This is a genomic window from Candidatus Njordibacter sp. Uisw_056 (assembly GCF_047730085.1).
In the GTDB taxonomy this organism is placed as follows: domain Bacteria; phylum Pseudomonadota; class Gammaproteobacteria; order Pseudomonadales; family Balneatricaceae; genus Njordibacter.
Genome location: NZ_CP159830.1, coordinates 1,618,083 through 1,643,495, shown reverse-complemented (window position 1 = coordinate 1,643,495; position 25,413 = coordinate 1,618,083). Strand labels below are relative to the sequence as shown.

The window sequence follows — 25,413 nt, the reverse complement described above, 5'->3', positions numbered from 1 at the left end:
ATGGGTTTTTGAGAAGGTAGGAGAGCAGTAATGAAATATGTAGGTGAAAAAGATTATGAACATGGCATGGAGGCTAAGGTAGGTGTGCTTATTACCAACCTTGGAACACCTGATGCTCCCACTAAAAAAGCATTGCGGCCCTACCTTAAAGAGTTCTTAAGTGACCCCAGAGTAATCGAAACACCCAAGCTGATTTGGCAAATTATTCTTAATGGAATTATCCTCAATACCCGCCCAGCAAAAAGTGCTAAAGCATATAAGACGGTTTGGACAGACAACGGTAGTCCACTTTATGACATTGCTAAGAGGCAACATGCGGCGCTGGCCAAATCATTACCTAATTTGGTAGTTCGGCTAGCGATGCGTTATGGCAATCCAAGCATCGAGAGTCAGCTCATTGCGATGCGAGACCAAGGCGTGCGTAAGATCTTAATTTTTCCGATGTATCCACAATACTGTGCGGCCACTACGGCAAGTACATTTGACAAGGTAGCGCAAGTGCTTACTAAGTGGCGCTGGATTCCTGAAGTACGGTTTATTAACGAATACTACCAGGATGACCTTTACATTAAAGCGCTGGCAAACAGTATTAAAGCATTTCGTGAGCAACACGGTGAACCTGAATTAACAGTGTTTAGCTATCATGGTATTCCAAAGGCGTACCTAGATAAAGGTGACCCGTATCACTGTTTTTGTCGTGCGACGACGCGCCTTGTTAAAGAACACTTAAACTTAAAAGATGAAGATGTCATGACGACCTTTCAAAGTCGCTTTGGCCCTGCTGAATGGTTGCAACCGTATACTGATTTAACACTTAAAGAGCTACCTGGCAAAGGGATTAAAAATGTCCATATTATCGCTCCAGCATTTAGTGCAGACTGTTTAGAAACGATTGAAGAAATTGATGAAGAAAATAGAGCCTATTTTATGGAAAGTGGTGGTGAAACCTATGGTTACATCCCATGCTTAAACGATAGTGAAGAACATATAAGCTTATTCACCAAGCTTATTAAACAGCATACGCAGGGGTGGGATGTCTAGCGTGTGCTAGCCTTTGGCAGCTAACACTCGCTCTACCGTGGCTACAATGGTTTGTGTTTGGTGATCAATTTCCATGTTCACCCAAGTGCCCACATTGGCTTTGCCAAAACCTGTGACACGCAATGTCTCTGGGATAAGGCAGACGCAGAATTCTGACTCGGTAACGGCGCCTATGGTGAGACTGCAGCCATTAAGGCCAATAAAGCCCTGGGGTAAGACGTGTTTTTTGTGAGCATCAGGTAAATTAAACCATAAGCTTGTATTGTCTTCTTGGTGATCGATTCGGCTGATAGCTAATGCCACAGAAACATGCCCAGAAATAATATGGCCACCTATTTCGTCGCCATATTTTAGTGAGCGCTCTACATTCACATAGTCGCCTTGATTTAGCCGGCCTAAGTTGGTTAGCTTTAAGGTTTGGCCAATAACGTCAAAACTAAAGTGGTTAAGGCTTTGAGCGGTTACTGTTAGGCAGGTGCCATTAATAGCAATGCTGGCACCAATGGCTACGTCAAGGCTAATAGCTTTGGGTAGGGTAATGACAAAGCTGCGTTGATTGTTGCCTTTAGTAATGGATTTAATTTGGCCTTGGCCTTGGACGATACCAGTGAACATGATTTACCTGATAGTTATTAGAGCGGTAGTGGAAAAACCTTTGGCTGCCTATATTAGCCGAGCAAGCTGCAGCTGTGAAGCAGAGTTTAAGCTGTGAGTCGTATCATTTTGGCACCTATGGAGGGTTTAGCGGATAATATTTTGCGTGATTGCCTTACCCGTATAGGGGGTATCGACTTGTGCGTCACAGAATTTATTCGAGTCACTACCCAGTTATTACCCCCCAAAGTGTTTCAGCGCTTGTGCCCAGAGCTTATTAACGGATGTAAAACCCCCGCAGGTATTCCGGTGCGTATTCAGTTATTGGGTAGTGATCCTGAGGCGCTAGCGGCCAACGCCGTGCGGGCCCTAGAGCTGGGTTCTCCTGGTGTCGATTTAAATTTTGGTTGTCCTGCAAAAACGGTGAACCGCAGCCAAGGTGGTGCGGTATTGTTACAGGAGCCTAAAAGAGTTGCTCACATTGTTGCTACGGTAAGGCGAGCGATTGGTGATGATGCCTGGTTAAGCGCTAAGATGCGCTTGGGGTTTACCACTAAAGACTTAGCCCTAGAGAATGCCAAGGAGATTGAAGGCGCAGGGGCTAATGAGTTAACTGTGCATGCCCGAACTAAAGTTGAGGGCTACCGTCCGCCTGCGCACTGGCAGTGGATAAAAAAAATTCACGCCGTAGTGACTATCCCGGTCATTGCTAATGGCGAAGTGTGGACTCCAGAGGACTACACATCATGTCAGCAAGTCAGTGGTAGTGATGACGTGATGATAGGGCGTGGATTGGTTTGGAAGCCAGACTTAGCCTTACAAATTAGGCACCAACAAGATAAGCAGCCAGCACAAGACTGGAATTGGTCAGCTTTAGTGCCCATTGTGCTTTACTTTATCGATTTGGTCGAAGGCCAGGTTCCGGTTAAATATCAAGACGCACGGGTTAAACAATGGCTTAAGCTGCTGGGGCGGGTTTATCCTCAAGCCGAAGCGTGTTTCGAGCAAGGCAAACGTCTAAAAACCCTCAATGAATTGCGCTCGCTGATCATTAATAGCCAAGATAACTGATGACTTTGTATGCATTTATCATGGCTATGAAAATGTATCCTTTGAAAGCATGCGGTATACTAGTGACCTTGTTGCTTTTGTTGTTAAATTTTTGAGGTGTGTCTTTGTATTCTATTGCACGTAGTGTGTTGTTTAAACTTTCAGCAGAAACTGCTCACGATTTAACCTTAGACGCCCTTGCCGCTGGGGCACGGTTAAGATTATTGCCAGCCTTAGCCCCAAACGTAGTGGACTTACCTGTCACGGTGATGGGTATTGAGTTTCCTAATCCAGTTGGCCTTGCTGCAGGCTTGGATAAAAATGCCTCTGCTGTTGACGGTTTGGCTGCGTTAGGTTTTGGTTTCTTGGAAGTAGGGACTACGACTCCAAAGCCGCAATCAGGCAGCCCAAAGCCGCGACTGTTCAGGTTGCCTCAAGCTCAAGCCCTTATTAATCGTATGGGCTTTAACAATAAGGGCGTTGATCACCTTATTGGAAACATTAAAAAAGCTAAATTCAAGGGTGTATTGGGCATTAACATCGGAAAGAACTTTGACACCCCTGTAACAGAAGCGACATCAGATTATATTATCTGCCTACAGAAGGTGTATGCCTATGCTAGCTATATTACCATTAATGTGTCGTCTCCCAATACGCCGGGCTTGCGTGATTTGCAATATGGAGAGTCGTTAAGCCAGCTGCTAGGAGCTCTTAAGCGAGAGCAGCTGGGGTTAGAGAAAACCCATGGCAGATATGTGCCTTTAGCAGTTAAAATTGCACCAGATATGGATGCTGAGCAACTACAAGGTTTGGCCCACTGTGTGTTAGAGCAAAAAATGGATGGGGTCATTGCCACCAATACCACTTTAAGCCGAGAAGGCGTAGCTGAGCTAGAATTTGGCGACCAAGCGGGTGGGCTCAGTGGCGCGCCAGTAAGGCACAAATCTACCCAAACGATTGCTGATTTGTACGCTATTTTGGGTGACCAAGTGCCCATTATTGGGGTAGGTGGTATTAGCAGTGGAGAAGACGTTCTGGAAAAACTGGCTGCAGGAGCTAAGTTAGTGCAGGTCTATACGGGTTTAATTTATCAAGGCCCGGGTTTGGTTAAACTATGCGTAGATGCTTGTCGAAACATGACCAAATCTTAAGTCCATCATCCAAAGAGAAATCTATGAATAAGCAAAAATCAACTCTGCTTAAGGTGTTAAGTTTTGTGCAAAGTGTGCTCGCAAGTTTAGTGGGTATACAGTCAAATAAAAAGCGTGAAGAGGACTTCAACGAAGGAGGATTGGAACGTATGATTTATGTTGGTTTAGGGACCTTGGTGTTATTTGTAATTATAGTTGTCACTGCAGTTAATAGCGTGCTACCAAGCTAACACTATAGTCAAATAGACAGTGTAAAAAGCAAAATAAGACTTGCGCAATACCCTGTTAATTGAGGATAATTGCACCGCCTCTTTTTTAGTACGATGAGGTCTTCATAACATCCACGATCTAAAAGATCACCCGGAGGGTAAGTATGTATTTTAGAACTTGGCAACGCCTGAGTTCTGTAGTCTTGGGTTTGGTATTTGCACCCGCTGCTATGGCAGATTGGGGGCTTAACATGCCCGTAGGCATCACAGAAGTAAGTCAATCTATTTTTGAACTGCACATGCTTATTTTTTGGATTTGCGTCTGGATAGGTGTAGTGGTTTTTGGTGTAATGTTTTACTCCATTTTTAAGCATCGTAAATCGAAAGGGGCAGTTGCGTCTAAGTTCCATGAAAGCCTAGGCCTAGAGTTGTTATGGACAGCAATTCCAACCGTCATTCTTATTGCTATGGCAGTGCCGGCTACATCGGTTTTGATTAAGATGTATGACACGACAAATTCGGATGTGGATATTAAGATCACAGGCCATCAATGGAAGTGGCAGTATGACTACCTTGGTGAGGATGTGGGGTTCTTTAGTAACCTAACCACCACTACAGACGAAATTTACAATCGCACCGAAAAAGGTGAAAACTACCTTGAAGAGGTTGATAACCACGTTGTAGTGCCAACGGGTAAAAAAATCCGCTTCCTGATTACCTCTAATGATGTGATTCACGCTTGGTGGCTCCCAGAAATTGCTGTTAAAAAAGACGCAATTCCAGGGTATATCAACGAATCTTGGGCATTAATCCCTGAAGGTGAGGAAGGCCTTTATCGTGGTAAATGTGCAGAACTGTGTGGCGTACAGCATGGCTTTATGCCGATTGTACTAGAAGCTGTGACTGCAGATGAATACCAAGCATGGTTGGATGACCAACGTGCTGGAAAAGTTGCAGAAGCCGCTGCTGCTCTGGGTGATTTTAGCTATGACGAACTCATGGTTGAGGGTGCCGAAGTGTACGCTCGCAGCTGCGCTGGGTGTCACGGTACTGAAGGCCAGGGAATGGGAAATATCTTCCCAGCGTTGGCGGGTAGCCCAATGGCTCTTAACGATATGGCGGGGCACATCGATATTGTAATTAATGGCAAGCCAGGCACCGCTATGCAGTCATTCACTGCGCAGCTAAGTGATGTTGAAATTGCTGCTGTGATCACCTTTGAGCGAAATGCTTGGGGTAACGATACGGGTGAAACAGTGACTCCCCAAATGATAATTGACGCGAAAAAATAGAAGGCTAAATTATGACAACTGCGACTGCTAGTCACGATGACCACGGCCATCATGGGCCTGCTAAAGGCATCATGCGCTGGGTATTAACAACTAATCACAAAGACATTGGTACCATGTACCTTTGGTTCTCATTCGCTATGCTTCTCACCGGTGGTGTGATGGCGCTTATTGTCCGAGCTGAATTATTTCAGCCAGGTATGCAGCTTATAAGGCCAGAGTTTTATAACCAAATGACCACCATGCACGGCCTAATTATGGTGTTTGGTGCTATTATGCCAGCCTTCGTTGGCTTGGCTAACTGGATGGTTCCATTGATGATTGGCGCGCCAGATATGGCCTTGCCCCGAATGAATAACTGGAGCTTTTGGATTCTACCGTTTGCCTTTGGAATGCTGTTGTTTACGCTATTTACCGAGGCCGGTGCGCCAAACTTTGGTTGGACTTTCTATGCGCCACTCTCGACCACCTACGCGCCAAGTAGTGTGACCTACTTTATTTTTGGTGTGCACATGATGGGTATTTCTTCAATCATGGGCGCCATTAACATTATTGTTACTATCTTAAACCTTCGGGCGCCAGGTATGACCTTGATGAAGATGCCATTATTTGTATGGACTTGGTTTATTACAGCCTACTTGTTAGTTGCAGTAATGCCAGTATTGGCAGGTGTTGTGACGATGATGTTAATGGACATCCACTATGGTACTGCGTTCTTTGATGCCGCAGGCGGTGGTGACCCAGTATTGTTCCAACACGTATTTTGGTTCTTTGGCCATCCAGAAGTATACATAATGATTTTGCCTGCCTTTGGTATTGTTTCGCAAATCATTCCTACCTTTGCGCGTAAGCCTTTGTTTGGTTATGCGTCAATGGTATATGCAACTTCTTCAATCGCGTTTTTGTCCTTCATTGTTTGGGCTCACCACATGTTTACAGTGGGCTTGCCGCTGCAAACGGAACTCTTCTTTATGTATGCCACTATGTTGATCGCCATTCCTACGGGTGTGAAGGTGTTCAACTGGGTGTCGACCATGTTTAGAGGTTCAATGACTTTTGAAACCCCAATGCTATTTGCCTTGGCTTTCGTAGTATTGTTCACCATTGGTGGTTTCTCTGGACTGATGTTGTCTATTGCACCTGCAGACTTCCAATATCATGACACCTACTTTGTAGTGGCTCACTTCCACTACGTATTAGTGCCAGGTGCTTTATTTGGTATTATTGCTGGCGTTTACTACTGGTTGCCTAAATGGACAGGACATTATTACAACGAGAACTTAGGTAAGTTCCACTTTTGGATGTCCTTTATTGGCGTTAACATCACCTTCTTCCCGATGCACTTTATTGGTTTAGCAGGAATGCCGCGTCGTATACCAGATTACGCCTTGCAGTTTGCAGACTTTAATGCAATTGCAACCGTAGGTGCATTCATCTTTGGTTTCTCTCAGCTAATCTTCTTGTTTTTATTGATCAAGACCATCCGTGGTGGAGAAAAAGCAACGGATCAAGTTTGGGAAGGTGCAGAAGGTCTGGAGTGGACTATCCCGTCTCCAGCGCCATATCATACTTTTGCAGAGCCACCGCACGTTAAGTAAGGTTAAAAAAGCCCTATGAACGCTAATTCATCAAAGCCAGATGACTTATCTGGCTCTAAGCCCAAAAATACGGCACTAAAATTAGTAATCGCAGCTGTAGCCATGTTTGGTTTTGGTTTTGCTTTAGTGCCTTTATATGACGTGTTTTGTGAGCTTACCGGTATTAATGGTAAGACTGCAGGACCCGTCGAACGAGTTGAACAATGGGTTGATACGAGCCGCACAATAACAGTGCAGTTTATAACCACCAATAATGCTGGCATGCCCTGGGAATTTGAAGCTTTGCAAGAAGAAATTGAAATGCACCCAGGGGCGTGGACCCAAGTGAATTTTTGGGCCCTAAACCCAACAGCGAACGACATGGTAGGACAGGCGGTACCTAGTGTATCGCCATCAGAGGCGGCTGAATATGTTCAAAAAACAGAATGTTTTTGTTTTGACCAGCAGACGTTAAAGGCTGGAGAGGGGCGAAAAATGCCACTTATTTTCTCTTTAGACCCAGAACTTCCGGCTCACGTTAAAAAAGTAACAATGTCGTACACGTTATTTGATGCAGGCGCCTTTGCTAAGTAGCAGTGGCGTATAACTATAATTCTGGCTTTAAGTTATGGCCGGATAATAAGCCTTCGACAATGGAGCAACACATGGCAACATCCAATTATTACGTACCAGACAGTAGCTATTTCCCAATTGTGGCAAGTATAGGCCTAATTGGAATGGCAGCTGGTGCTGGCGGTATGATGAACCACATGAGTGCAGGTGGAGAAGGCTATGCTTTCCCTCATCTCGTCTTTACAGCGGGTTCCTTATTACTCGCTTTTATTTTCTTTCAGTGGTTTGGTAAGGTTATTTCTGAGAGTAGAGCGGGTATGTACAGCCCTCAGATGGACAAGTCTTTCCGCTGGGGTATGAGTTGGTTTATATTTTCAGAAGTTATGTTCTTTGTAGCCTTTTTTGGTGTGCTGCTATACGTGCGCCAATGGGCTGGCCCTTGGTTGGATGGTCAAGGTGATAAGGGTTCAACGCATATGTTATGGCCAGACTTTGATTATGCGTGGCCTATGTTTAATAACCCCGCAGGCGCAGACTTTCCTGGCCCGCAGGCTGTCATTGATCCTTGGCATATTCCGCTGCTCAACACAGTCCTGTTGATGACTTCTAGCGTAACGCTTACGATTGCGCACCATGCGCTTAGGGCAATGCATCGGGGTAAGACCATTTTTTGGTTAGCGGTTACAGTAATCTTAGGTGGCATCTTCGTCTATTATCAGATTCTAGAGTATATTGAAGCTTACACTGAATTGGGTCTTACGTTAGATTCTGGCATATATGGGTCAACCTTCTTTATGCTGACAGGCTTTCACGGCCTTCACGTTACTATTGGTGCGTTCATACTATTTATTATGTGGATTCGTATCTGTAAAGGTCACTTTACTCCAGATCAGCATTTTGGGTTTGAAGCAGCCGCTTGGTATTGGCACTTTGTAGATATGGTATGGGTAGGCTTATTTTTATTCGTCTACATTCTATAAGCAGCAGGACAAAAACCATAAAGGCAGCTTAATGGCTGCCTTTTTTATGTCTCGTAGTCATTTTTAGAATTAATGAATACCAGCCCATGGCGACGAAGTCACAAGTTGACCGGTGGCAAACCCGTAGGTTACGAGCACAATTAAAAGTACAATTAGGGTCACTCGATACTTAAGTGATGTGAGTAACCGAGTCGATTTTGTACCGTCCTTCATTAAGAAAAAGAAACCACTGGCTAAGCTGGTTAGAGCCAAAAGTAACACGATGACAATGACGATTTTGATCATAAAAAGGGTCTCTTTAAATACGTTAATTAGGTTTAGCTATAGTAATGATAAAACGACTGCAACACTATTGGGCAATCTCTGTTTTCACGCTATTCTTTTTGCCGCTCACCATCAGTTTAGGTTTTTGGCAGTTAGATAGGGCAGACCAAAAAATACAACTGCAAAAGAACTTGGCGGCTTTAGAGCAACCATTAATACTTTTTGACGAACCGAGTTTAACCTTGGGTGCCCTAGATAACCTTCAAAGAGTGACACTGAATAGTACCTTTATCAAGCCATTTGTTTGGTTTAGGGATAATCAAGTTGTGGCTGGTAAAGTGGGTTATGACGCCATAGGCCTTATTAGGGTAGGTGCAGATTTATTGTTAGTTAACCGGGGTTGGTTTGCGTCAAATGGCCAAAGAAACCCATTACCTAATATTGCATGGGTGAGTGGCGAAGTGACTCTTACAGGGCGACTAGTTTCAGTGCAGGCTAATCCATATCAGTTGGGCATAGACACCTATACAGATGAATACCCACAGCTAGTGCAGGCGATAACGCCGTCTGTTTTGGCTAAACATTTATCCAATTCTGTAGAGGGCGTGCTTTTACCCTGGGTATTAGTGTTAGATACAACAGGTGATGCAACACTTACGCCTCATTGGCGGGCAAGCGCAATGGCCTCAGAAAAGCATCTAGCGTATGCGTGGCAGTGGTTTGGCCTGGCCTTGACGCTCAGCTTATTATACATTTATCGAGTATTTTATTCCCCCATTGACATCAAAAAGGTAGATCCATGACCACCAAAAAAACCAATCGTTGGACTTTGTATGCGGTATTTGCGGTAACCGCTGTGCCACTTATGTTTGCTATGTTAATGTACTTTAATTTATGGGGTGTGCCAGATGGGCGGACTAATTTTGGTCAGCTGTTGTTGCCACCAAACGAGCTACAACAGGCTCAATTAGTTGATGAAAATGAAGCACCTTGGTCTCAGGCAGAGGCTGATAAAAGGTGGTTGGTGATTTATCTGACGAAACAAGCTTGCGATTTGCCCTGTCAGGAAGCAACTCATTTATTACGACAAATCAATGTTGCCCTAGGGAAGGAAGCTCACCGTGTCACGCGTTTGTTGGTTAACCAGCAGGGTGGGTTTAACGAGCAGACCAAGACAGACTATCCAGCTTTAATACAGCTGAAAAGCCTTTCATTAGAGCCATTTGAACTAGGCCAGGGTATCTATGTTGTGGATCCTCTGGGAAATATTATGATGTATTACAGTAAAGACTTTGTTGGAAAAGAATTGTTAAAAGACCTTAAGAAGTTACTCAGAACCTCAAACATAGGGTAAAAGTCATGAATACTAATGTCGCCCCCAAGTGGAGCCTATTTTTAACTTACCTGGCACTGGCAACTGTGGCGTGTGTCATCATTTTAGGATCGTGGACCAGATTAGCTGACGCGGGCTTAGGGTGCCCAGATTGGCCTGGCTGTTACGGTAATTTGCTGGTGCCGGAAACTGCCCAAGAAATTGCGGCTGCTGAAGCCCTCTACCCAGACGCACCTGTAGAAGTAGATAAGGGTTGGTTGGAGATGATCCACCGTTACTTGGCATCATTCTTGGGCCTCGTTATTTTGGTGCTAGCGATAGCGTCTTGGTCGCAACGAAAACGTCTAAACTATCCTTTTGTGCTTACCCAAGGCTTACTGGCCATGGTAATGCTGCAAGGTGCGTTTGGTGCTTGGACAGTCACTTGGAAGTTATGGCCGCAAGTTGTGACATCACATTTATTGGGTGGTTTTGTGACTGCTAGCTTACTGACGCTGTTATTAGTAAAGTTACGTCGTATTGGGAGCCAGGTTAAACCACTATCACTTGTAAACATTACCCATAGTCGGTTGCAAGCCTGGGCATCTGTGGCGTTAGTCCTAGTTATTGTTCAAGTATTCTTAGGTGGGTGGATGAGTTCTAACTACGCAGCCTTAGCCTGCTCCACTTTGCCAGACTGTAATGGCTCATGGTGGCCTGAAATGAATTTCTCTGAGGGTTTTGATCTCACTCAGACTTTAGGTCCGAGTTATTTGGGAGGCTTAATGCATGCTGAAGCGCGACAAGCTATTCATGTATTGCATCGATATGGCGCAATTATTTTGGCTGTGTTTATAGTGTTGATGAGCTATCAGTTGATTAAGCAAGATGACAAGCGTCTCCGTCTGTTTGGTTTTGGTTTTCTAGCGGTATTTATTGTCCAATTTTGTTTGGGCCTAGCGAACATATACTACTTCCTTCCCCTTGCGGTAGCTGTTGGTCATAACTTCTTTGGGGCCTGTTTGTTTGTTCTCACTGTAAGTCTTTATTATTTAGTCTTTTCAAAAAGAGGGCGCCTCAATGAGTTCTGAAGCTACTGCAATCCCAATACGTATAAATTGGCGGGATTATTATGAAATGTGCAAACCCAATGTGGTTTTGCTTATGTTACTTACGTCATTAGTAGGTATGTTCATGGCGATACCTGGTATGGTGCCCTGGCCAATAATTATATGGGGTAATTTGGGCATCGCTATGGCTGCAGGTTCTGCAGCGGCAGTGAATCATGTAATTGACCGTCGTATTGACGGTCAAATGGGCCGCACAAGTAACCGCCCCGTGGCTAAAGGCAAAGTGAAGCCGCTGCACGCACTCATTTTTGCGGCTATATTGGCTGTTATTGGCCTTGGTATTCTGTATGTACTCGTCAACCCAATGACGGCCTGGCTAACCTTGGCCTCTTCAATTGGGTATGCCTTTGTTTATACCGGATACCTTAAACGTGCAACACCACAGAACATCGTTATTGGTGGTCTTGCGGGAGCAATGCCTCCGTTATTGGGTTGGGTTGCCGTCACGGGAACTTTAGATCCCAATGCGCTCCTGTTAGTGCTAATTATCTATGCGTGGACGCCACCTCATTTTTGGGCCTTAGCAATTCATAAGCGAGATGAATACGCCAAGGTTGAAATTCCCATGTTACCGGTGACCCATGGCTTAGAATTCACTGGCTTACAAATTCTGTTATATACCGTGTTGTTGATCATTTCTACTATGCTGCCCTACGTCGTAGGTATGAGCGGTTTTATCTACTTAGTGGGTGTAACCTTGTTGAATATACGTTTTCTATACTGGGCCTTACGTTTGTATCGAGGAGCCTACGAAAAGGCAGCTATGAAGACGTTTTGGTATTCCATTATTTACCTCATGTTATTGTTCGTATTGCTACTCGTAGACCATTATTTTCCAATTTAGTTTTTTGATTAAATCTGAGCTTCACTCAGCGGTAGGTTCTATAGGCGGTTTTCTGTCATCAAAGGGTAAGCAGTGTATTCTTGGCAGTGCGGTCATATTGTTTTGTCTTGTGTTGTAAGTGCTCCGGCAATGCTGAATTAATTATAGGCATAAGGCTCTTTTTTAGCCTTGGCATGGCGGCTACAGGAGCATGTGCACAGATTGGTTTGATCATTACTAGCCAGTTGTTATGTGCAACTTCGCTGTTGCTAGTTAACACTTAAGCCCCACCTCTTTATTATCTAGTACTATGGTATCTTTGTGTTTGGATTACTCACAGCGTTAGCCTATGCTCTATTTTGAACCGTAACCATTTCCCCCCTGCATTATCAATAGTGGTATACTGCGCGCCCTTTTGATTGCTGCAGTATTGACCTATGAATTACGCCTTTTTCGCCACCTGTCCCAAAGCTATGGAGCCTATACTGGCCGATGAACTGGGCCCGTTAGGGGCGGAAGATATTAAGCTAACCCAAGGTGGGGTTTATTTTAATGGCGGCTTAAAGGTAGGCTACAGTGCTTGTTTGTGGAGCCGTTTAGCTAACCGCGTGCTATTACTGCTGCACAGTGAGCCCGTTGACAGTGTTGATGAGTTATATGACGCCGTAAGCAAAGTTGAGTGGACTGAGCACTTTGACAGTGATCAAACTTTTCTGGTGGACTATGCTGGCCGTATGCGTGGCATTGATAATACCCACTTTGGTGCTCTAAAAGTAAAAGACGCCATTGTTGATCAATTTCGTAGTAAGGGTGAAATACGGCCCAATATTGCTAAGCAAGAGCCTGATGTTCGCATCAATGTTTTTATCACCAAAGGCCGTGTGCGCATTAGTTTAGACTTGTCTGGTGAAAGCCTGCATAAACGTGGCTATCGCCGTGAAGGTGGCATGGCTCCGCTAAAAGAAAACTTGGCTGCTGCACTTTTGATCCGCGCTGGTTGGCCAGCAATGGCAGCAGCTGGTAAGCCTTTAATGGACCCAATGTGCGGTTCTGGTACGTTTTTAATCGAAGCTGCAATGATGGCTTCAGATACTGCGCCAGGGTTACTGCGCTGGCGTTTTGGCTTACAAATGTGGAAGCAGCACAATGTCGCGCTTTGGCGAGAAATTTGGGACGCTGCCGAGTTGCGTAGAGAAGCTGGTGAAGCTTCTTCTACCAGCGAAATCCATGGTTATGATGGTCAGCCAAAAGCTGTATCTAAATGTCGTGAAAACCTAAAGCAAGCAGGAATGACAGATCGAATTCGTGTTAGTCACAGAGAATTAAAAGACCTAAAGCCACTGACGCACACAGCGGAACAACAAACAGGATTGGTGATAACTAACCCTCCCTATGGTGAACGGCTTAGTGAAGTAGCAGACATCCAATACCTCTACCAACATTTGGGTGAGCGTTTAAGCCAAGACTTTATTGGCTGGGAACTTGGGGTATTTACGGGCAATTCTGAATTAGGTAAAGCGGTAGGTTTACGTTCTTACAAACAGTATTCTTTTTACAATGGAGCCATTAAAAGTCAGTTGTTAATGTACGCTCTAGAAACCACAAATCGCTTTGCTGATCGCCGCCAAGCTAGTGGTGAAATACCACTGCAAGCCCTCAGCGAGGGTGCTCAAATGTTTGCTAACCGCGTGATAAAAAACCGCAAGCAGCTAAGCAAATGGGTGAAGCAGGAAGCGATTGAATGTTATCGTATATATGACGCTGACATGCCTGAGTATGCTGTAGCAGTGGATGTTTATGCTGATTGGCTGCACGTCCAAGAATACGCAGCGCCTAAGACTGTAGATGCAGAAAAAGCCCAGCGTCGCCTAGAAGAGGTGATGCTAGCATTACCACAAGCCCTGCAAATTCCAGAAGAGCGAATTGTACTAAAGCAGCGCCGCCAGCAAACGGGTAAAGACCAGTATCAAACCCACGATGAAAAAGGCGAATACATTCAGGTTAAAGAAGGTGGTTGTAAGTTGCTGGTGAACCTTAACGATTATTTGGACACTGGCTTGTTCTTAGATCACCGCCCTGTGCGTCAAAAAATTCAACAGCTGGCTCATGGTAAACGTTTCCTAAACTTATTTTGCTATACCGGCACAGCCACCATTCATGCAGTGCAGGGTGGGGCACACAAGTCGCTGAGTGTAGATATGTCGGCTACCTACTTGTCCTGGGGCAAAAAGAACCTTGCTTTGAATGGCTTTAGTGATCAAGTACATCGGTTTGAACAGCACGACTGTATGGAATTTATTAAGACTCATAAGGGAGAATATGACCTAATCTTCCTTGATCCACCTACCTTTTCTAACTCTAAAAAAATGATTGGTGTTCTAGACGTGCAGCGTGACCATGCCTGGATGATCCATAAAGTGATGGACTTGCTAACAGAAGATGGCTTATTAATTTTTTCTACTAATTATCGCCGTTTTGAGCTAGACGAAAAGGTGCTTCAGCATAACCATGTAGTCGATATTAGTGATGATACTTTGGATAAAGACTTTAGCCGTAACAAGAAGATTCATCGCTGTTGGGAAATTCGTAAATATAAGCCCGAAGTGGCTAGCACGTCAGGATTTTATGATGCAGAGTATGCATCATCTAAGCCTGCAGCAAAGCCAGTACATAAGCCTGAAATTAACCGGGCTTCTAAAACTGAAGTAAACCCGGCCACCAAGGATCAAGCAGAGTTTAACCCTTGGCTGAAACAAGACTAATCAGCTTTAGTCTTGGGATGTAGCGCCAATTTTATGGATACTAAGGTCGGCGCCATTAAATTCCTCTTCTTCGGTGAGTCGTAATCCAATAAATTTCTTCACGCTTCCATACACTATAAACCCACCGATTAAGGCAATGCTTAAGCCTAGAAGGGTGCCAAGTAGTTGTGACATAAAACTCACACCACCCAAGCCACCAAAAGCCTCTAAGCCAAAAATGCCAGCAGCTATGCCCCCCCATACACCGCATATCCCATGGAGTGGCCAAACACCTAACACATCATCAATTTTCCAGCGGTTTTGGGTCAAAACAAAGGCGTAGACAAAAAGTCCACCAGCAATAAGCCCCACAGCCAGAGCACCAATAGGGTGCATTAAGTCAGAACCTGCGCATACAGCAACCAAACCCGCTAAAGGGCCATTATGGACGAATCCTGGATCATTTTTACCGATCACTAATGCTGCAATGGTGCCACCAGCCATTGCCATTAGGGTATTGACCGCTACTAAGCCACTAATTCCATCTAAGGTTTGAGCAGACATGACGTTAAAACCAAACCAGCCAATGGTTAAAATCCACGAACCCAAGGCTAAGAATGGAATGCTAGAGGGTGCGAATGCGACTAGCTTTCCTTTGCGGTAACGCCCCTTGCGTGTACCCAGGAGCAATACCGCGGTAAGTGCCAGCCAGCCACCCACGCCATGAACTACCACCGACCCTGCGAAGTCATGGAAGCCTGCCCCAAAGTTTTGTTCTAGCCAAGCTTGGAAGCCATAATTACCGTTCCAGGCTATACCTTCGAATAAAGGGTAGATAATGCCCACGGTTAGGGCCGCAGCAATGAGTGGTGGCCAAAAGCGTGCTCGTTCGGCAATACCACCAGAAATAATGGCTGGAATAGCCGCAGCAAAAGTCATTAAAAAGAAAAATTTCACCAACTGGTAACCGTTATTGGCACTTAGTGCTTCTGCGCTAGCAAAGAAGTGTTGGTCGTAGGCGATCCAATAGCCTACAAAAAAATAAGCAAGACAAGAAAAGCCAAAGTCTGTCATAATTTTTACTAAGGCGTTCACTTGGTTCTTATGCCTAACCGTTCCCACCTCTAAAAAAGCAAAGCCCGCATGCATGGCAAGGACCATGATGGCTCCCATAAGGATAAATAGAGTATTGGAACTTTGCACTAAAGTGGCTATCGCGCTTGTTGTGGTTTCCACTACAACTCCTTAATTTTAGCTTTTGCACTATTTTGGTGCAAATAATTTATGAGCGGCTTTATAGCGGTGCAATATGTACTTGTGGTTTACATAATGGCCGAGATAACCGAGTTACTAGTAATTAAGCAAGGACCATGCCAGAGCGGTTCTTCAGGCAATAAAAAACCACCCAGAGGTGGTTTTTTATTAGTTTGTTAAATAGGTATGTTTTATTTAACAGGGTAAGGGCGTTTAGTTTCACCAGTATATAATTGGCGGGGACGGCCAATACGGTAGGGACTGTTAAGCATCTCATGCCAATGAGAAATCCATCCTACTGTGCGTGCCAAGGCAAATATAACCGTAAACATGGACGTTGGAATGCCAATGGCTTTAAGAATAATGCCAGAGTAAAAATCCACATTGGGGTATAGCTTGCGCTCTATAAAGTAGTCATCTTCGAGGGCTATCTGCTCTAGTCGCTTGGCTATTTGTAATAGGGGATCATTATCTACACCAAGCAAGGTTAATACTTCGTCACATGTCTCACGCATTACTGTTGCGCGAGGGTCAAAATTCTTATACACCCGATGTCCAAAGCCCATAAGACGAAATGGATCGTTCTTGTCTTTAGCTTTTGCAACAAAAGCGTCGATATTAGACACGTCACCAATCTCTTCAAGCATGTTAAGCACAGCCTCATTGGCACCGCCGTGAGCAGGCCCCCATAAGGCAGCAATTCCAGAAGCGATACACGCAAAGGGGTTAGCACCGGAAGAGCCAGCCAAACGCACAGTAGACGTTGACGCATTTTGCTCGTGATCAGCATGCAGCATGAAAATTTTATCCATAGCTCGAGCTAGAATTGGGTTGACTTTAGTTTCTGCAGTAGGTTTTCCAAACATCATGTGTAAAAAGTTTTCGGCGTAATTAAGGTCATCACGCGGGAACACAAACGGCTGGCCAATAGAATACTTAAAACACATTGCTGCAAGAGTCGGCATTTTAGAGATTAAGCGGTGAATGGCTTTTTCTCGGTGCAAAGGATTATCGTTATCAAGTTGGTCGTGATAAAACGCAGAAAGTGCGCCTACTACACCGCACATGATCGCCATAGGGTGGGCATCTCGGCGAAAACCGTTAAAAAAGTGAGTCAGTTGCTCATGCACCATAGTGTTATTGGTAATGTGGCTTTCAAATTCATCCATTTGCTCAGCATTGGGTAGTTCGCCATGAATTAAAAGGTAGCATGTTTCTAAATAGGTTGAGTTGGCAGCTAAATCTTCAATGGCATAGCCTCGGTGTAATAAAATGCCATTATCGCCATCAATGTAGGTGATTTTAGACTCACATGAAGCGGTAGAAACGAAGCCTGGGTCGTACGTGAAAAGGCCTTTGCTGACTAATTGGCGCACATCAATAACGTCCGGACCGGTGCTGCCTGAATAGATGGGCAGTTCAATTGGATCCATACCTTCTATGTGAAGAGTGGCTTTTCTGTCGGACATTTCTTGGCTCCTGAAAAATTGTATTGGTAGAGATGGCTGGCAGAGAATAATGTAAAACCAGTACGCCATATAAAATAGCAGACATAAATCATCTACCTCCAAAAACTGGAGCCTATCTTACCTTAGACTTAACCGAGAAGGGCCATAGAAAAGATTTGGCATATAAATTGTAGGTATAACTACAAGTGATATGGAGGGGGGCTGTCATAACGCTAAGCGTATATGATGGTCCTTTCATAGCCGTTTGTAAAGCGCTAGTGTTAAGTCTAAGCCACGGACTGGTTGATTCTTAAACTATGTTTGCAGACGTAAAGTTTACAAACATACGACAAAAGTTGCGTTGTTTTCTGGTGATCAAATCACTATACTTAGCATCTACGTGACGTTTACAGCTATGAGAGCGTCTTATTAGCGTAGTGTTCCATGACCTAATCCAACTCATTTTTTTTAGCCAAGAGTAGTTTACCGTGAGCGATAAAAGACCCGTTAATCTCGACCTAGGCACATTCACACACCCTTTAATTTCTATGGTTTCCATTTGCCACCGAATTTCTGGCGTGATTTTGTTTGTGGGCCTGATATTTCTGTTTAACTTATTTGATACCTCATTAGAGGGAGCTTCAGGATTTACTTCTTCACAAACCTTACTGCAAGAAAACTTTTTTGCTCAGTTCATAACCTGGGGGCTCTTAACCGCCTTGGGTTTTCATTTTAGTGCAGGTATAAAGCACCTAGTGATGGATTTAGGCCATGGTGAAGAGCTGCAAGCGGCCAACAACGCAGCAAAGTTTGTTATTGGCTTAACCGTTATATTGGCTATATTGGCAGGAGTTTGGGTATGGTAACCACCGTTACAAGTTATGGCAGAAGTGGCCTCTCCGATTGGTTAGTGCAGCGCGTTAGCGCAGTGATACTGGCAGCTTATTCTATTTTTATGGTGGTTTACCTGCTGCTCAACCCAGAAATAGTTTTTGCCCAATGGCAGGCTTTATTTGACAACACTGGCATGCGTATCTTTAGTTTGATGGCGCTCTTGTCATTGGGTGCTCATTGTTGGATTGGTCTTTGGTCTATTTCTACCGACTACCTTAAGCATTTTGCTCTGCGCTTTGCATTCCAAATGGTAGTGGGTTTATTAATGTTCATTTACACCATTTGGGGTGTTCAGTTGCTTTGGGGCCTATAAGTCATGACAAACATCTTACGTAAAATGTCCTATGAAGCCATTGTTATTGGTGGTGGTGGTGCTGGAATGCGAGCCGCATTGCAGCTTACTGAGGCGGGTTTAAAGACCGCATGTATTACTAAAGTTTTCCCTACGCGCTCTCATACAGTGTCTGCCCAAGGTGGCATTACTTGTGCAATTGCAAGTAATGATCCCAACGATGATTGGCGCTGGCATATGTATGACACTGTCAAAGGCTCTGATTATATTGGTGACCAAGATGCCATCGAATATATGTGCAGTGTTGGACCGCAGGCCGTGTTTGAGTTAGACCACATGGGTCTGCCTTTTTCTCGAACTGAAGAAGGTCGCATATACCAGCGTCCTTTTGGGGGTCAGTCTAAGAATTTTGGTGAAGGTGGCCAAGCAGCGCGTACGTGTGCAGCTGCAGATCGCACCGGCCACGCACTATTACACGCCTTGTACCAGGGTAATTTAAAAGGCGGAACTACTTTTTTAAATGAATGGTTTGCTGTAGACATGGTGCAAAATGACGATGGTGTCATTGTTGGTGTAGTTGCCATTTGCATCGAGTCAGGTGAAACCGTTTACATTGAAGCCAAGGCAACTGTGCTTGCGACAGGGGGTGCTGGGCGTATATATCAATCCACTACTAACGCATTAATCAATACCGGTGATGGTGTGGCTATGGGATTGCGTATGGGTTTACCTGTGCAAGACATGGAAATGTGGCAGTTCCATCCTACGGGCATTGCAGGGGCTGGCACTTTAGTGACCGAAGGTTGCCGCGGTGAGGGTGGCTACCTTATCAATAAGGACGGCGAGCGCTTTATGGAGCGTTATGCGCCCAATGCCAAAGATTTAGCTGGCCGTGATGTGGTCGCTCGGTCTATGGTGCTAGAAATTTTAGAAGGTCGTGGTTGCGGCCCCAACGGTGACCATGTGCTTTTGAAGCTAGATCACCTAGGTGAAGATGTACTAGAAAGTAAATTGCCTGGTATATGTGAGTTATCGAGAACCTTTGCTCATGTAGATCCAATTTTTGAACCGGTGCCAGTAGTTCCTACGTGTCATTACATGATGGGGGGGCTGCCAACTAATATTGGTGGTCAGGTGCTCTACCCAGAATCAGAATCAGAAACTCGAATTATTGAAGGCCTATATGCCTGTGGTGAAGCCGCCTGTGTGTCAGTGCATGGTGCTAACCGTTTAGGTGGTAACTCCTTGCTAGATTTGGTTGTTTTTGGTCGAGCAGCAGGTATTCAAATTGAAAAATCAATGCGTGAAGGCTACCATGCTGAAGCGGCAAGCCAAGCTAACGTAGATGCCGCTATGGTGCGTTTGAACACCCTTAACCGTTCTGAATCCGGTGAGAGTATTGCTGAAGTTCGTGAAGAGCTTCAAAAGACTATGCAGTTATATTTTGGTGTATTCCGCGAAGGCGAAAGTATGCAAAAAGGCTTGGAGTTGCTGCGGGAATTACGCATTAAAGTAGCCAACCTGCATCTGCAAGATAAAACGGGTGCGTTTAATACTGACCGTATAGAGGCGTTAGAATTGCAAAACTTGTTTGAGGTGGCATTTGCGACGGCAATTTCTGCAGAACAGCGCAAAGAAAGTCGTGGAGCTCATGCACGAAATGACTTTACTGAACGTGACGATGAAAATTGGCTGAAGCATTCAGTTTATTATCCTACTGAAGAGCGTCTTGGGAAACGAGATGTGAACTTTTCACCCAAAACCATGGATGCATTTCCACCTAAAATCCGTACTTATTAAGGAATAGTGATATGTTAACAGTGAGTATTTATCGCTACCATCCAGAGCTTGATGCGAAGCCTTATATGCAGGACTTTCAGATTGATACTGGCGGTAAAGATCTAATGGTATTAGATGTTCTTAATTTGTTGAAAATTAAGGACCGCGGCCTTGCTTATCGCCGCTCTTGCCGAGAGGGAGTGTGTGGCTCTGACGGTATGAACATTAATGGTACCAATGGTTTAGCTTGCATTACGCCTCTTTCGAAAGTGGTGAAAAATAACAAGCTAACGTTGCGCCCATTACCGGCGTTACCAGTCATTCGTGACCTGGTGATTGATATGGATCAGTTTTATAAGCAATATAAAAAGGTTAAGCCGTTCCTGTTGAATGACACGCCGGCTCCAGGTATTGAACGCCTACAGTCGCCTGAAGAGCGTGCAAAACTAGACGGTTTATATGAATGTATTCTATGCGCATGTTGCTCAACAGCCTGCCCTTCATTTTGGTGGAACCCTGATCGATTTATAGGTCCAGCTGGTTTGCTACAAGCTTATCGGTTCTTGGCTGATAGCCGTGATACTGCTACAGAAGAGCGCTTAGCTGATTTAGACGATCCCTTTAGTGTGTTTCGTTGTCATGGCATTATGAACTGTGTCACTGTTTGTCCTAAAGGCCTAAACCCTACCAAGGCTATTGGGCATATCCGCAACATGTTGTTAACCAGAGCTACCTAATTTTCAGCAGTCAATAAGCTCAGGGCCATTGTTTAAAGGCCTTGAGTGCTAATATCTTTAGTAAAATTTAGCTTTGTAGCTTAACCATATGGCGCATTACAGGTTATACTAGGCGTGTTTGGTTAAGTTTGACCACAATTAGAAACCGGTGATACTGAATGCATGACAGCGTAATGGAGCAGCAGAGGCGAGAGTCTCATTTCTCTGGCGGCAATTTTGCGTACATTGAAGAAATGTATGAAACTTATTTACGTGACCCCAATGCAGTTCCAGAGCAATGGCGGCAAGAGTTTGATCAACTCCCTCGAGTGCCAGACACAATTAGTGGTGATATACCTCACTCTACAATAAAAGAACACTTTGTTCTTTTAGGTAAAAATCAAAGTAAGTCTCACCCAGTACAAACTTCTACCTTAAGTAGTGAACACGAACGCAAGCAAGTTAGAGTTGTGCGGCTAATTAATGCCTATCGCGTGCATGGCCACCAGGTGGCTAGCTTAGACCCCTTAGAGCTTAAACCAAAAGAAGTCATCCAAACCCTTGATTTACATTTCCATGAGCTTTCTGCAGCAGACTTAGACACTGTATTCCAAGTGGGCGCATCCTACTTGGGCAAAGACGAAATGCCTTTGTCAGAAATTATTGCTGGGCTTGAAGAAACATACTGTTCAACCGTGGGCTGTGAATATAGCCACATTGTAAATACTGATGAAAAGCTGTGGATTAGGCAGCGGGTGGAGTCAGTACGCAGTCATCCAAACCATACACCTGAGAAACGTCGTCATATCTTTGAGCGTTTAATGGCTGCCGAAGGCCTAGAGAAATACCTTGCGTCTCGTTTTTCTGGTGCCAAACGCTTTGGCCTTGAAGGTGGCGAAACGCTTATCCCAATGCTGGATAACATTATCCAGCGCTCAGGCAGTAATAAGGCTAAAGAAATTGTTATTGGTATGGCTCACCGTGGCCGCTTAAACGTGTTGATTAATATTTTTGGCAAAAATCCCGTTGATTTATTCGAAGAGTTTGAGGGTAAACGACCTTTAAACACCTCAGGTGATGTTAAGTATCACCAAGGCTTTTCAACCAATGTGAACACGCCTGGTGGAGAGGTGCACATGGCCTTAGCGTTTAACCCCTCCCATTTAGAAATTGCTAACCCAGTAGTAGAAGGTTCGGTACGAGCTCGTCAAGATCGCCGGAATGATACTGAAGGTGATACTGTATTACCTATTTGTTTACATGGTGACGCCGCTTTTGCAGGCCAAGGTGTTGTCATGGAAACGTTACAAATGTCCCAAACCCGTGCCTTTAAAACGGGAGGTACGGTGCATATTGTCATTAACAACCAAGTGGGATTTACCACAAGTAAGAAAGAAGATGCTCGCAGTACCCCTTACTGCACGGATGTAGCAAAATTTATCGACGCACCCATTTTCCATGTTAATGGTGATGACCCTGATGCGGTAGCGTTTGTGTCAGAATTGGCGTTAGATTACCGTAATGAATTTAAACGCGATGTGGTTATTGACCTCGTCTGCTATCGTCGCCGTGGTCACAATGAAGCAGATGAGCCATCAGGCACACAACCATTGATGTACAACGCGATCAAAGCCAAAAAAACAGTGGCTACTCTGTACGGTCAACAATTACTTAAAGAAGGTGTTCTTTCAGCCGCAGACATTATTGCTTGCCAAAATGATTATCGTAATGCGCTTGATAATGGTGAACATGTTGCCAATGCATTGGTTACAACCCCAGACACAAGCTCCTTTGTAGATTGGAAGCCATACCTAGACCATGAGTGGACAGCATTGGGTGACACACGAGTGTCTTCTGATATGTTAAAGGACCTGGGTCAGCGGCTAGATCAGGTGCCTCAAGGTTTTGTAGTGCAGCGTCAGGTGAAGAAGATTCTTGATGACCGCTTAAAAATGGCGTCGGGCGCGGCAGAAATTAACTGGGGTTTTGCTGAAGTTATGGCTTATGCCTCGCTGTTAGAAGAAGGGTACCCTATTCGTCTAACTGGGCAGGATGTTGGCCGCGGTACTTTCTCCCATCGTCATGCTGTACTGCATGACCAAAAGGGCAGTGGTGCTTATGTTCCTCTGCGTAATCTATCACCACATCAACCAGAATTTACTATTTTTGATTCCTTGTTATCTGAGGAAGCTGTTTTAGCGTTCGAGTATGGCTATGCATCTACTGCACCTGAGGGTCTGGTGGTATGGGAAGCGCAGTTCGGTGACTTTGCCAACGGTGCTCAAGTGGTTATTGACCAATTTATAACCAGTGGTGAGCATAAGTGGGGAAGGATGTGCGGTTTAACCATGTTGCTACCCCATGGTTATGAAGGCCAAGGTCCAGAACATTCTTCGGCTCGTTTAGAGCGTTTCTTACAGTTGTGTGCCGAGCATAATATTCAAGTATGTGTGCCTACTACACCTGCGCAAATATTTCACTTAATCCGCCGTCAGGTCATCAGGCCTATGCGTAAACCATTAGTGGTGATGTCGCCTAAAAGTTTGTTACGCCATAAAATGGCTATCTCTAACTTGGATGATCTGGCCAAGGGTGAGTTTCAAAATGTTATTGATGACGTAGATGGCCTTAATAAGGCAGCGGTGAAGCGTGTGGTGCTAACTAGTGGCAAGGTTTACTATGATTTGCTTGAACAGCGCCGTTTAGGCAAATTAGATCATGTAGCGATTGTTCGCGTTGAGCAGTTGTACCCATTTCCTGAACAGCATTTAGGCAATGTATTAGCCCAGTACCCTAATTTAGATCTCGTGGTTTGGTGTCAAGAAGAGCCCCTAAATCAGGGTGCTTGGTACTGTAGCCAGCATCACATGCGTAAAGTTATACAGATAGGCCGTCCTAAATTAGAATTGATCGTAGCTTCAAGGCCTGCCTCGGCAGCACCGGCATGTGGTTATATGTCTGTGCATCTTGAAGAACAGCGTTACTTAGTTGCCCAAGCACTGGGATTAGAATCATGAACGGGTTAATTGAGCAAACCCTACCAATCATTAGAGTAAAGAGATAAACCATGTCTATTGAAATTAAAGCCCCCTCTTTTCCTGAGTCTGTGGCAGACGGCACTATTGCTACCTGGCATAAGCAACCGGGGGAGGCCTGCAAGCGAGATGACTTGATCGTTGATATTGAGACCGATAAAGTAGTAATGGAAGTCGTTGCACCTGCTGATGGTAGCTTGTCCGAAATTATGTCTGCTGAAGGCAGCACAGTGATGAGTAATGAAGTGATTGCTAGGTTTACTGCAGGTGCGGGAGCAGAATTACCCGAAGCACAAGACGCACCCTCATCTAATGCAGATCAGCTTGATGTGAGTGGCCCTGCTGTACGCAAATTGCTCCATGAAAATAATTTGGACGCAACTAAGGTCACAGGTACGGGTAAAGGTGGGCGTTTGTTAAAAGAAGACGTGCTCAATTACTTGAAGAATCCAGAGACTGTAACCTCGGTTCCTGTTCCAGTTGCAACTCCAACACCCGCAGCACCAGCGCCTGTTGTTAACGAAACAGTGGCCCCGTCTTCTGGCCCTCAACACCGCACGTCTAGGCGCGTGCCAATGACTCGCTTGCGCTCAACTATTGCTAAGCGCTTGGTCTCTGCGCAAAACGAAGCAGCAATGTTAACCACCTACAACGAAGTTGATATGTCGCCTATTATGGCGCTGCGTAGTCAGTATAAAGCGCAGTTTGAGAAAGCTCACAACGGCACTCGTTTAGGGTTTATGTCGTTCTTTGTTAAGGCCTCAGCAGAAGCTCTCAAGCGTTATCCAGCAGTGAATGCTTCGTTAGACGGCAACGATATGGTATACCATGCGTACCAAGACGTTAGTGTTGCTGTGTCTACAGAACGAGGTTTGGTCGTACCTGTGTTGCGTGACGTAGAAGCGATGACCTTGGCTGATATTGAGAAGGGTATAGTGCAGTTGGCCACACAAGCCAAAGATGGCAAGCTTACTTTAGCAGAAATGCAGGGTGGAACCTTCACTATAACAAACGGTGGTATTTTTGGATCTTTGCTATCAACGCCAATTTTAAACCCGCCACAAACTGCCATTTTAGGCATGCACAAAATTCAGGACCGCCCGGTAGCAGAGAATGGCCAAGTGGTCATTCGCCCAATGATGTATTTAGCCTTGTCTTATGATCACAGAATGATTGATGGCAAGGAAGCAGTACAGTTCTTAGTTACCATTAAGGAATTGCTGCAAGATCCAGCGCGGATATTGCTTGAGATATAAGCCTG

General features: G+C 44.8%; 23 protein-coding genes. 19 read left to right on the top strand and 4 right to left on the bottom strand.

Going from position 1 to position 25,413, the window contains the following annotated elements; genetic code table 11:
• Positions 1–30 precede the first annotated feature (30 nt).
• The gene (gene hemH / locus ABXT60_RS07995) at positions 31–1,041 is read left to right on the top strand and encodes a ferrochelatase (RefSeq protein WP_443629629.1); all 1,011 of its coding nucleotides are present in this window, start codon (positions 31–33) and stop codon (positions 1,039–1,041) included.
• A 6-nt stretch (positions 1,042–1,047) separates the two neighbouring features.
• On the opposite strand, the gene ABXT60_RS07990 is transcribed toward hemH, so the two are convergent.
• On the bottom strand, positions 1,048–1,656 hold the full coding sequence (locus ABXT60_RS07990; RefSeq protein ID WP_443629628.1) for a riboflavin synthase subunit alpha: 609 nt from the start codon (positions 1,654–1,656) through the stop codon (positions 1,048–1,050).
• 93 nt (positions 1,657–1,749) lie between these two features.
• Here ABXT60_RS07990 and ABXT60_RS07985 point away from each other — a divergent pair, with 93 nt between their 5' ends.
• The 7 genes from ABXT60_RS07985 to ABXT60_RS07955 all read left to right on the top strand — a co-directional run bounded on the left by ABXT60_RS07985 (position 1,750) and on the right by ABXT60_RS07955 (position 8,464).
• Positions 1,750–2,706 (top strand): tRNA dihydrouridine synthase, encoded by a 957-nt coding sequence (locus ABXT60_RS07985; protein WP_443629627.1) that lies wholly within the window; start codon positions 1,750–1,752, stop codon positions 2,704–2,706.
• 104 nt (positions 2,707–2,810) lie between these two features.
• Positions 2,811–3,836 (top strand): quinone-dependent dihydroorotate dehydrogenase, encoded by a 1,026-nt coding sequence (locus ABXT60_RS07980; protein ID WP_443629626.1) that lies wholly within the window; start codon positions 2,811–2,813, stop codon positions 3,834–3,836.
• A gap of 23 nt (positions 3,837–3,859) precedes the next feature.
• Complete coding sequence (locus ABXT60_RS07975) at positions 3,860–4,066, top strand: DUF2970 domain-containing protein (RefSeq protein ID WP_443629625.1); 207 nt, start codon at positions 3,860–3,862, stop codon at positions 4,064–4,066.
• 143 nt (positions 4,067–4,209) lie between these two features.
• Positions 4,210–5,337, top strand: a complete 1,128-nt coding sequence (gene coxB / locus ABXT60_RS07970) for a cytochrome c oxidase subunit II (protein WP_443629624.1) — start codon at positions 4,210–4,212, stop codon at positions 5,335–5,337.
• Positions 5,338–5,348: 11 nt separating this feature from the next.
• Positions 5,349–6,932 (top strand): cytochrome c oxidase subunit I, encoded by a 1,584-nt coding sequence (gene ctaD / locus ABXT60_RS07965; RefSeq protein ID WP_443629623.1) that lies wholly within the window; start codon positions 5,349–5,351, stop codon positions 6,930–6,932.
• 15 nt (positions 6,933–6,947) lie between these two features.
• Positions 6,948–7,505: a cytochrome c oxidase assembly protein gene (locus tag ABXT60_RS07960; RefSeq protein ID WP_443629622.1), complete on the top strand. Its 558-nt coding sequence runs from the start codon at positions 6,948–6,950 to the stop codon at positions 7,503–7,505.
• Positions 7,506–7,576: 71 nt separating this feature from the next.
• The gene (locus tag ABXT60_RS07955) at positions 7,577–8,464 is read left to right on the top strand and encodes a cytochrome c oxidase subunit 3 (protein WP_443629621.1); all 888 of its coding nucleotides are present in this window, start codon (positions 7,577–7,579) and stop codon (positions 8,462–8,464) included.
• 69 nt (positions 8,465–8,533) lie between these two features.
• On the opposite strand, the gene ABXT60_RS07950 is transcribed toward ABXT60_RS07955, so the two are convergent.
• Positions 8,534–8,749 carry a DUF2909 domain-containing protein gene (locus ABXT60_RS07950; RefSeq protein WP_046485064.1) on the bottom strand — a complete coding sequence of 72 codons (216 nt, stop codon included), beginning with the start codon at positions 8,747–8,749 and terminating at the stop codon, positions 8,534–8,536.
• A 44-nt stretch (positions 8,750–8,793) separates the two neighbouring features.
• Here ABXT60_RS07950 and ABXT60_RS07945 point away from each other — a divergent pair, with 44 nt between their 5' ends.
• The 5 genes from ABXT60_RS07945 (at position 8,794) to rlmKL (ending at position 14,755) form a co-directional block, all read left to right on the top strand.
• Positions 8,794–9,531 carry an SURF1 family protein gene (locus ABXT60_RS07945; RefSeq protein ID WP_443629620.1) on the top strand — a complete coding sequence of 246 codons (738 nt, stop codon included), beginning with the start codon at positions 8,794–8,796 and terminating at the stop codon, positions 9,529–9,531.
• Positions 9,528–10,082, top strand: coding sequence for a hypothetical protein (locus ABXT60_RS07940; protein WP_443629619.1), 555 nt, complete (start codon positions 9,528–9,530; stop codon positions 10,080–10,082). The genes ABXT60_RS07945 and ABXT60_RS07940 overlap by 4 nt, the downstream gene beginning before the upstream one ends.
• Positions 10,083–10,087: 5 nt before the next feature.
• Positions 10,088–11,131, top strand: coding sequence for a COX15/CtaA family protein (locus tag ABXT60_RS07935; RefSeq protein ID WP_443629618.1), 1,044 nt, complete (start codon positions 10,088–10,090; stop codon positions 11,129–11,131).
• A complete protein-coding gene (gene cyoE / locus ABXT60_RS07930) occupies positions 11,121–12,014 on the top strand; it encodes a heme o synthase (RefSeq protein ID WP_046485060.1) in 894 nt (297 codons plus the stop codon). The genes ABXT60_RS07935 and cyoE overlap by 11 nt, the downstream gene beginning before the upstream one ends.
• Before the next feature lie 416 nt (positions 12,015–12,430).
• On the top strand, positions 12,431–14,755 hold the full coding sequence (rlmKL, locus tag ABXT60_RS07925) for a bifunctional 23S rRNA (guanine(2069)-N(7))-methyltransferase RlmK/23S rRNA (guanine(2445)-N(2))-methyltransferase RlmL (RefSeq protein ID WP_443629617.1): 2,325 nt from the start codon (positions 12,431–12,433) through the stop codon (positions 14,753–14,755).
• Positions 14,756–14,761: 6 nt separating this feature from the next.
• Here the strand turns inward: rlmKL and ABXT60_RS07920 are convergent, their stop codons facing one another.
• The gene (locus ABXT60_RS07920) at positions 14,762–15,970 is read right to left on the bottom strand and encodes an ammonium transporter (protein ID WP_443629616.1); all 1,209 of its coding nucleotides are present in this window, start codon (positions 15,968–15,970) and stop codon (positions 14,762–14,764) included.
• A gap of 209 nt (positions 15,971–16,179) precedes the next feature.
• Complete coding sequence (gene gltA, locus ABXT60_RS07915; protein WP_443629615.1) at positions 16,180–17,457, bottom strand: citrate synthase; 1,278 nt, start codon at positions 17,455–17,457, stop codon at positions 16,180–16,182.
• Between the two features lie 467 nt (positions 17,458–17,924).
• Between gltA and sdhC the strand changes: the two genes are divergently transcribed.
• The 6 genes from sdhC (at position 17,925) to odhB (ending at position 25,408) form a co-directional block, all read left to right on the top strand.
• Positions 17,925–18,302: a succinate dehydrogenase, cytochrome b556 subunit gene (gene sdhC / locus ABXT60_RS07910; RefSeq protein WP_443629613.1), complete on the top strand. Its 378-nt coding sequence runs from the start codon at positions 17,925–17,927 to the stop codon at positions 18,300–18,302.
• A complete protein-coding gene (sdhD, locus tag ABXT60_RS07905) occupies positions 18,296–18,643 on the top strand; it encodes a succinate dehydrogenase, hydrophobic membrane anchor protein (protein ID WP_443629612.1) in 348 nt (115 codons plus the stop codon). Before sdhC ends, sdhD begins: the two co-directional genes overlap by 7 nt.
• Positions 18,644–18,646: 3 nt before the next feature.
• Positions 18,647–20,422: a succinate dehydrogenase flavoprotein subunit gene (gene sdhA, locus ABXT60_RS07900; protein WP_443629611.1), complete on the top strand. Its 1,776-nt coding sequence runs from the start codon at positions 18,647–18,649 to the stop codon at positions 20,420–20,422.
• 11 nt (positions 20,423–20,433) lie between these two features.
• A complete protein-coding gene (locus tag ABXT60_RS07895; protein ID WP_443629610.1) occupies positions 20,434–21,138 on the top strand; it encodes a succinate dehydrogenase iron-sulfur subunit in 705 nt (234 codons plus the stop codon).
• 158 nt (positions 21,139–21,296) lie between these two features.
• Positions 21,297–24,134 (top strand): 2-oxoglutarate dehydrogenase E1 component, encoded by a 2,838-nt coding sequence (locus tag ABXT60_RS07890; protein ID WP_443629609.1) that lies wholly within the window; start codon positions 21,297–21,299, stop codon positions 24,132–24,134.
• A gap of 50 nt (positions 24,135–24,184) precedes the next feature.
• Entirely contained in the window at positions 24,185–25,408 is a 1,224-nt protein-coding gene (gene odhB, locus ABXT60_RS07885) for a 2-oxoglutarate dehydrogenase complex dihydrolipoyllysine-residue succinyltransferase (RefSeq protein ID WP_443629608.1), read from the top strand.
• Positions 25,409–25,413: the final 5 nt, after the last annotated feature.